At 63.0% G+C, this 7,600-nt stretch carries 3 protein-coding genes; 2 read left to right on the top strand and 1 reads right to left on the bottom strand.

Annotated elements, in window-relative coordinates; all coding sequences use genetic code 11:
* Positions 1 to 113: 113 nt before the first annotated feature.
* Entirely contained in the window at positions 114 to 2,936 is a 2,823-nt protein-coding gene (locus ACJRPG_RS24760; protein ID WP_408002776.1) for a TonB-dependent receptor, read from the bottom strand.
* A gap of 417 nt (positions 2,937 to 3,353) precedes the next feature.
* Here ACJRPG_RS24760 and ACJRPG_RS24755 point away from each other — a divergent pair, with 417 nt between their 5' ends.
* Together ACJRPG_RS24755 and ACJRPG_RS24750 are read left to right on the top strand one after the other, a co-directional pair.
* On the top strand, positions 3,354 to 5,111 hold the full coding sequence (locus ACJRPG_RS24755; protein ID WP_408002775.1) for a DUF418 domain-containing protein: 1,758 nt from the start codon (positions 3,354 to 3,356) through the stop codon (positions 5,109 to 5,111).
* Positions 5,112 to 7,469, top strand: a complete 2,358-nt coding sequence (locus ACJRPG_RS24750) for a penicillin acylase family protein (protein ID WP_408002774.1) — start codon at positions 5,112 to 5,114, stop codon at positions 7,467 to 7,469. It begins immediately after the preceding gene.
* Positions 7,470 to 7,600 lie beyond the last annotated feature (131 nt).

Below are 7,600 nucleotides of genomic sequence, written 5' to 3'. Positions count from 1 at the left end.
GGTTATCGTCAGGCTGTTATACCGAAAAAGCCCACCAGTGATCTGGTGGGCTTTTTTACGTTTACGCGGCCGTAAAAAAAGCCCGCTTTCGCGGGCTTCTCTGATTCCCCAGCTTAGTACTTCATGCGCAGGTTCAGGAAATACTGGCGGCCGTTCTGGTGCCAGTAACCCGGTGCGTTTTTGGTGATGTAGTAGGTGTGGCGGATCGGGTCGTTCAGGTTGTTCGCGTCGAAGTGAATGCTCAGCGATGGCGTGAACTTGTAGCCCAGCGACAGGGACAGGCTGCCTTCACCCGCATAGCGGTGCTGTCCGTTGTACTGCGTGATGTTACCGGCCGCATCCTTCAGAACCGTATTGGTGCCGTCGCCGATAAAGCCGATGGCGTAATCGCTACGGTAGTTCCACGCCAGGCTGGCACTGATCTTGTCGTCCTCATAGAAGCCGCGCAGGTTGTAGGTGCGCTTCGAGGTGCCCAGCAGCTCCACGCCGTCTGCATCTTCCGACTTCACGTAAGTGCCATTGGCGCCGAAGCCGAAGCCCCCCGCAATCGGCAGCTCCAGCGCGGCCTCAAGACCATGCAGCTTGGCCCCAACGCCTTTGCGCGACGTCACCGTGTACGGCGTCACCTTGCCCTGGCTGATATTGAAGTAGTCCACCACCGAAGTGCCGGTCTTCACATAGTCATGCAGGCGCTGCGTGAACACGCCGCCGCTCAGCATCGCGCGTGGCGCGAAGTACCAGGCCAGCGTAGCATCCGCATTGTTCGATGTGATCGGCTTCAGGCCAGGATTGCCGCTCGAACCGGTGCCGCGCAGGTCGTCCAGGATCACCGCGCCGGCCAGCTCGTTGTAGTTTGGCCGGCCCAGCGTGCGTGTGAGGGCGGCGCGCGCGATCAGGTCGTTGTTGAGATCCCAGCGCACATTGAGGCTGGGCAGCCACTCGTTGCTGGTGCTTTCCACCGTCTGCGCCACATAGCTGCCAAGACGCGAGCCCACAATCGCGCCCGCCACCGCGCAGTTCTTCAGCGGAGCGCAAGCTGCCGCCGGAATCAGCTGGTAGGAAGTGGACTGCAGCTTGGTCTGCACGAAGCGCACACCGAAATTGCCGCTCAGCTGGGGGCTGAGTTCGAATTCGGCCATGCCATACGCCGCGCGGATATCTTCCTCGATGCTGTAGCCGCTGGTGTAGTTGTGATTGAGCGTACGGTCCCAGTTGATGTTCTTCGATGCGAAATCATCAAGCTGCCCGAGGTTGTAGCGGAAGTAGTTGCGCGGGAAGTTGCCGTCGATGCCGTTCGACCAATTGCCCGGATACGCCGCGCCCGGAACGGGCTGCTGCGCCAGCGGCACCACATTGTTCACCAGCAGGCCGCCGTTCACCGGCGTGAATGGCGATGGCGTGATCGGGCCGTTCGCGTTGTCCTGCCCGTTGTAGCGGCCTTCCCAGCGGTCGAACTGGCGTTCATGCTTGGTGGCGCGCGCGCCGAACTTCAGCGACTTGATCACGCTGCTGTCCAATGCGTACTGGCCGTCCAGGTGCGCGTAGCGTTCCTTGTCCACCGACTCCACTGCCGGCGCCAGGCCGCTCATCAGCGAGAAGTTCGCCACATTGCCCATGTCGATCGGCTGGCCGGCGGCGTTCAGCACCGAGTACTGCGCGGCATCGCCCGGGGTTTGCGAATACTTCACTGCCGCAGGATTGAGCAGGCCGAATACCATGCTCGGCTCCGACGGCGTCAGGCCTTTGCCTTCCGTGCTGCCGGCGCGGGCATGCAGCGTGAAGTCCTGCGTCACACGCCACTTGCCGTCGAGATCGAGGAAGTCGCTGGTGGACTTGGCGGCCTTGCGGTAGAAGTGGTCGAACTGCACGCCGACCGTCTGGCTGGTGGCGCCTGCCGGCATGGCCAGCGTGGCGCCGGTAATCACCGCGCCGTCGACCACCGGGTTCTGGATCTGCCAGCCGTTGCGCACCAGCTGCGACGGCAGGGCATAGGCCGAGCTGTTGTAGTTGTCTGCCTTCAGCTCCGCGCGGAAGCCGCTGGCATTTACTTCAATATCGCGGTCCTTGTATTGCAGGCCGATGTAGCCGCCTTCGCGTTTGCGCTGGCCTTCGAACATGGCCGCGTTCAGGCTGCTGGCCATGCGCTTGCCCGCCAGGCCGGGCTGTCCGGCGGCCGCTGCCTGTGCCGGCGTCAGCACGTCGTAGGCGAAAATTTCCTGGCCATCGCGGCGCAGGTGGCGGTCTTCCTTGAACAGCTGCAGCAGCACACCGAAGGTTTTGGCCTCGTTTTTCCATGCCAGCAGGCCGCTGGCCTGCGGATCGGTCTTCTTCGCCAGCGTGGCATGCGCTACGCCCAGCGCAATTTCACCGTTCAGCGCGTTCTTGAAGTCCAGCGGCTTGCGGGTGATGATGTCGACGCTGCCGGAAATGCCGCCTTCCGTAATATCGGCGCGGCCGGTTTTATAGACGATGCTCTGGCCGATCAGCTGCGAGGGCATCAGGCCGAAGCCCACGCTGCGGCCGCTGCTGGCCTGGTCGCCCAGGTGCCAGTCGCCCGCGCTGAGGGAGTGGCCGTTGACAGTGACCAGGTTCAGGTTGGGGCTGGTGCCGCGTACGGCCACGCGCTCGGCCTCGTCCATGGCGAGGGCGCCGCCGTACTGCACGTTCACGCCGGGCAGGCGCGACAGGGCGTCAGCAATATTCTTGTCCGGCATCTTGCCCACGTCTTCCGCCGAGACGACTTCAACGTTGGTGTCGGCATTGCGCTTGACCGCCATCGACTTGGCAATCGAGGCGCGGATACCCGTGATGGTCACGGTCTGGTCGGCCGCCGGCTCGGCTGCCGCGGTCTGGGCAACGGCAGCGCCGGGCGCCAGGGTGTACATCATTGACAAGGCAGCAGTGGCTGCCGCCAGGGGCTTTAACTTTAACGTCATATTATGGTTCCCATGAAAGTGATCACGTCGGATATACCACTTGCCTTTACCACTGGTATGGTCTGTCTCCTCTTCGTGGTATGCGAGCGGTACTTACCATTTATACGCAGATCGGCGGACTGCACGCAATCGTTTGCGTCACTGGTGTCGAAAAAATCGCGAATTAATGGGGAAGACGTGGCGCGGATACAAATTTACGGAGACGGAAGGCGCCGATGGCCAGCCGCCCCGGATGCCTGGGCGCACTGCTTCGGTGCATACCACTTTGCGAGTCACGGGGAGGCTGCATCCTGTTGCGGCTTTCCGACCGTCTGTCGCCGGAATTTGCCATTTCGTCGCAATATTTTGTTGATAACAATCCAGCTGACGTAAGATCCTTTGACACACTTCGTTCCACACAATAAAAGGGATAACGTCATGGAAGCAAACCTGTCGCAGGGGGCACCTGCACTCCGGCCCATCGCGGGCGGTGATCGTATCGAAGCGCTCGATGTGGTACGGGGCTTTGCCCTGATCGGCATCCTGATGATGAACGTGGAGTTCTTCAACCGCGCCATTGCGGAATTGGGCAGCGGGATTCCTGCCAGCCGCACCGGCATCGATTTCTTCGTCAGCGCCTTCGTCCAGTACTTCGTGACTGGCAAGTTCTGGACTATCTTCTCCCTGCTGTTCGGCATGGGCTTTGCCGTCATGCTGACGCGCGCGGAACGCGCCGGACGCAGCTTCCTGGTTCCCTATATGCGCCGTATCGCCGCGCTGGCGGTATTCGGCGCCTGCCACCACATCTTCCTGTGGTCGGGCGACATCCTTTTCAGCTATGCAGTCGGCGCCACCGCGCTGCTGGTGGTGCTGTACGGCCGCGCCAAGTGGATCGTCACGGCCATCGTGCTGTGCGTGGTGGCCGGCCTGAGCCCGAAACTGATAGGCATGGCAGGCGTGCCCGAGAAATCGCTGCCTGACCTGAGCGCCTTCTTCGGTATCGCTGGCGGCCTGGCCTTCTTCGGCTTCGCCGCATGGTGGCTGCGCGGCGAGCAGGTGACGAAGCGCCGCCACATTCCCAAGGTCGCGGTGGTGATGCTGGTGATCGGCACCATCGCGCTGATCGCCGGCGCTGCCATGTGGTTCATCCCGAACACGCCGCGTGAAGGCCGCTTTGCACTTCCGACGCTGGGCTTCATCGTCACCCTGCTCGGCTACCTGAGCGCGAAGTACCATGACCCGGCCAGCGAACGCCCATGGCGCCTCGGCGTTGGTATTTACGTGTTCTCCTTCTTCATGATGACGACCATCGGTGCGCTGATCTACCTGTTCCCCGAAAAGCCTGTTACGCCACCTGCGGTTGCTGCCGTAACTGCGCCAGCCAAGGATGCTGCCACCGCGGACGCCAGCGCCAAAGCGGCGCCGGCGAAGGACAGCCCCGAGGCGAAAGCGAAAGAACGCGCCGAACAGCGTGCCAAGCGCCTGAAGGAACGCCAGGAGAAGATCGACAATGAGGTCCGCGTCCTGACCAAAGGCACGTATGCTGAAGGCGTGGCGCTGCGCGCCAACAATTTCGCCGAGCACGCGCCGGGCGAAGTCGGTTTCGCCACCATCCTGATCGGCATGTTCTTGCTGGGTGTGTGGTTTGTCCGCTCCGGCATCATGGAAAATACGAAGGCGCACTTGCCGCTGTTCCGCAAGCTGGCCATGTATGGCCTGCCGGTCGGTATCGGCCTGGGCCTGCTCGGTTCTCTGGTTGCGCTGCGTCCCATTCCCGGTTCGGGCGGTGCGGACGGCTACCAGTTCGCCTCCGGCCTGCTCATGCTGGGCAACCTGCCGGCCAGCATCGGCTACGTGTCGCTGGTGGTGCTGATGCTGCATAGCGCATCGTTCTCGAAGATCAAAGTGCTGGCGCCGTTCGGCCGCATGGCGCTCACCAACTACCTGATGCAGTCCCTGATCGCGGCCACCGTGTTCTTCGGCTGGGGCTTCGGCAACTTCGGCATGTCGCGCACTGCGCAGATGGGCTATGTGGTTTGCGTCGTGGTGGCGCAGGTAGCATTCAGCCACTTCTGGCTGGCCCGCTTCCGCTTCGGCCCGATGGAGTGGCTGTGGCGCGCCATCACCTACTGGACCATCCCGCCGATGCGCCTTGCGTCGCCGGCAGTGGCTCCGGCTGCGGCGGGCGCCCACTAATTGCGGGCGCAGCTTCTGGGCGCGGTTGCGGCCGCGCTGTTTGCATATCAGGGCGCGGCGTCCGCTGCGCCGATCGAGGCCGCCGGGCTGGCGCAGCCCGCGCGCATCCAGGTCGATAAATGGGGCGTGCCGCACCTGTATGCGGCCGACCAGAAAGACCTTTTCTTCCTGCAGGGTTTCAATGCTGCGCGCGACCGCTTGGCGCAGATCGACCTGTGGCGGCGGCGCGGCCTTGGGCGCCTCGCTTCGGTATTCGGTCCGGCCTATATTGAACAGGACCGCGCCGCCCGCCTCTTCCTTTATCGTGGCGACATGGCCGCCGAGTGGCTTGCCTATGGCGAAGGCGCGCAGGCCATCACGGAGCGCTTCGTTGCGGGCATCAACGCCTATATCGAACTGACCGAACGCCAGCCGGAGCTGCTGCCCTTCGAATTCCGCGAGCTGGGCTACAAGCCCGAGAAATGGGCCGCCGAGGACGTGGTGCGTATTCGCAGCCATGGGCTGACGCGCAACCTCCTGCAGGAATTCGAGCGCGCCTATGTGGTTTGCCATGCCGACCTGAAAGCCGATGAAATCCGTTCGAAGCTGTCGCCTGCGTGGAAGACCAGGGTGCCGCAAGGCCTCGATCCCTGCTTTCCCGAAAATGCGCTCGACGTTTTCATGATGGCGACCGAGAACGTGCGCTTTACGCGCGAGGCATTGCGGCCATCGCGCGCTGCGCTGAATCCGGACCAGATGGAGGGCAGCAACGCCTGGGTGGTCGCGCCTGCGCGTAGTGCGACGGGCCGTCCGATACTGGCCAGCGATCCGCACCGCGGCTATGCAGCGCCATCGCTGCGCTACATCGTCCACCTCAGCGCGCCGGGCCTGGAGGCGATCGGCGGCGGCGAGCCCGCGCTGCCCGGCATATCGATTGGCCACAACGGCAAGATCGCCTTCGGCCTGACGATTTTCGGTATCGACCAGGAAGACCTTTACGTTTACGAAATCAATCCCGCCAATCGCATGCAGTACAAGTACCGGGGCAAGTGGGAGAACTTCCGCATCGTGAAGGAGAACGTGCCGGTGCAGGGCGGCCGGACAGCGAGCGTTGAACTGCGCTTCACGCGCCACGGGCCCGTGATCTTCGAAGAGCCGGGGAAGGACCGCGCGCTGGCAGTCCGCACCTCGTGGTCGCAGCCCGGCACGGCGCCTTACTTCGGCAGCATCGACTACATGAAGGCGCAGAACTTCGAACAGTTCCGCGCAGCGATGGCGCGCTGGGGCGCGCCTGCCGAGAACCAGGTGTACGCCGACACGGGCGGCAATATCGGCTGGGTAGCCGGCGGCATCGCTCCGCAGCGTCCCAACTGGGATGGCCTGATGCCGGTACCGGGCGACGGGCGCCATGAATGGAGCGGCTTCCTCGATGGCGCGAAGCTGCCTTGGGTGCTGAATCCGAAGCAGGGCTGGTTCGCGAGCGCGAACGAAATGAATCTGCCTGCGGGCTACCCGTACAAGCTTGGTTTCGAGTGGGCCAACAGCGCCCGTATGCAGCGCATCAGCGAGGTGCTGGCCGGTACGCCACGCGCCACGCTGGACGATATGCAGCGCTTGCAGAACGACGTGGTATCGCTGCACGCGCGCCGCCTGCTTGCGCTGCTCAAGTCAATGAACTCTTCGAACATGAAGACGCAGTCCGCATTGCGCCTGCTGGCTGGGTGGAATGCGGAGGTGTCGGCGAACTCGCCGGCCGCCGCGCTGTTCGAAGTCTGGTGGTCGCGCCATTTGGGCAACGCATTCAAGGCCGCATTGCTGCCGCCGGCGGCAGTGCGCGCGATGGGCGTGCCCGATACCACGCTGATGCTGGAGACACTGGAAAAGCCAGCCGCACGCTTCGGCCTGAATTCCACGTCCAACCGCGACCAGATCCTGCTCAACAGCCTCGCTTCCGCGTGGAGCGATATGGAACGCCTGCAGGGACCGGACCCCGCGAAGTGGAAATGGGGCGCGCTGCAGTTCAGCTACTTCATGCATCCGCTATCGCAGGTGGTTGATGATGCAACGCGCGCGAAAATCGATGTCGGTCCTTTCGGGCGTGGGGGCGGGGCGTCCACCGTGAACCAGTCGAGTTATCACCCGGCGAACTTCTGGCATGTGCACGGGCCTTCGTTCCGCATCATCCTCGACGTCGGCGGCTGGGATAATTCGCTGGCTATGAACACGCCCGGCCAATCGGGCGATCCGGCCAGTCCGCATTACCGCGACCTGGCGCCCAAGTGGGCCGCCGGCCAGTACTTCCCGCTGCTCTGGTCGCGCAAGGCGGTCGATGCCGCGACCGAGCAAACTATCGAACTCGTTCCGCAAAAACGAAAATAGTGCTGAGCAGGGGTTGACGAGATTTGGGGCGTGCCCCATAATCTCGTTTCTCTGCTTCACGAACACAACGCTTCGTGACCACAGCAGGATCTTTAAAAATTAACAGTCGATAAGTGTGGGCGTTTGAAGAA

This window comes from Pseudoduganella rhizocola (assembly GCF_045984285.3).
In the GTDB taxonomy this organism is placed as follows: Bacteria; Pseudomonadota; Gammaproteobacteria; order Burkholderiales; family Burkholderiaceae_D; genus Rugamonas.
Note: the sequence above shows the minus strand (reverse complement) of the source record. Positions and strands in the feature narration are given on the sequence as shown.